General features: G+C 56.5%; 1 protein-coding gene. It reads right to left on the minus strand.

Annotation, left to right across the window (positions count from 1 at the left end; all coding sequences use genetic code 11):
- Window positions 1–223: phage head closure protein (locus tag AAC854_RS23885; protein ID WP_340619214.1), on the minus strand; the 223-nt coding region annotated here is incomplete at both ends.

The raw sequence follows: 223 nt of genomic DNA on the forward strand, positions 1-223 counted from the left end.
CCGTGGTGATCAGGGTCCGGTCGGCCCGGTTGCGGTCTATGGCGCGCACGGTAAACAGCCGTCCTTGGTGTTCAATCAGCCAAGGGGGTTCAATGTCCTTTCTGGGCCTGATAGTGAACTGTTGCACCTCGATCACTTGTTGCTGGTCAGCGGTGCGGATTTTGCGGTTAGACATCGCCTCGGCTTTTGCCCAGACGGTGGTGACGTATTCAGATTGAGTGAT

It is taken from the genome of Xenorhabdus entomophaga (assembly GCF_037996725.1).
GTDB lineage: Bacteria > Pseudomonadota > Gammaproteobacteria > Enterobacterales > Enterobacteriaceae > Xenorhabdus > Xenorhabdus khoisanae.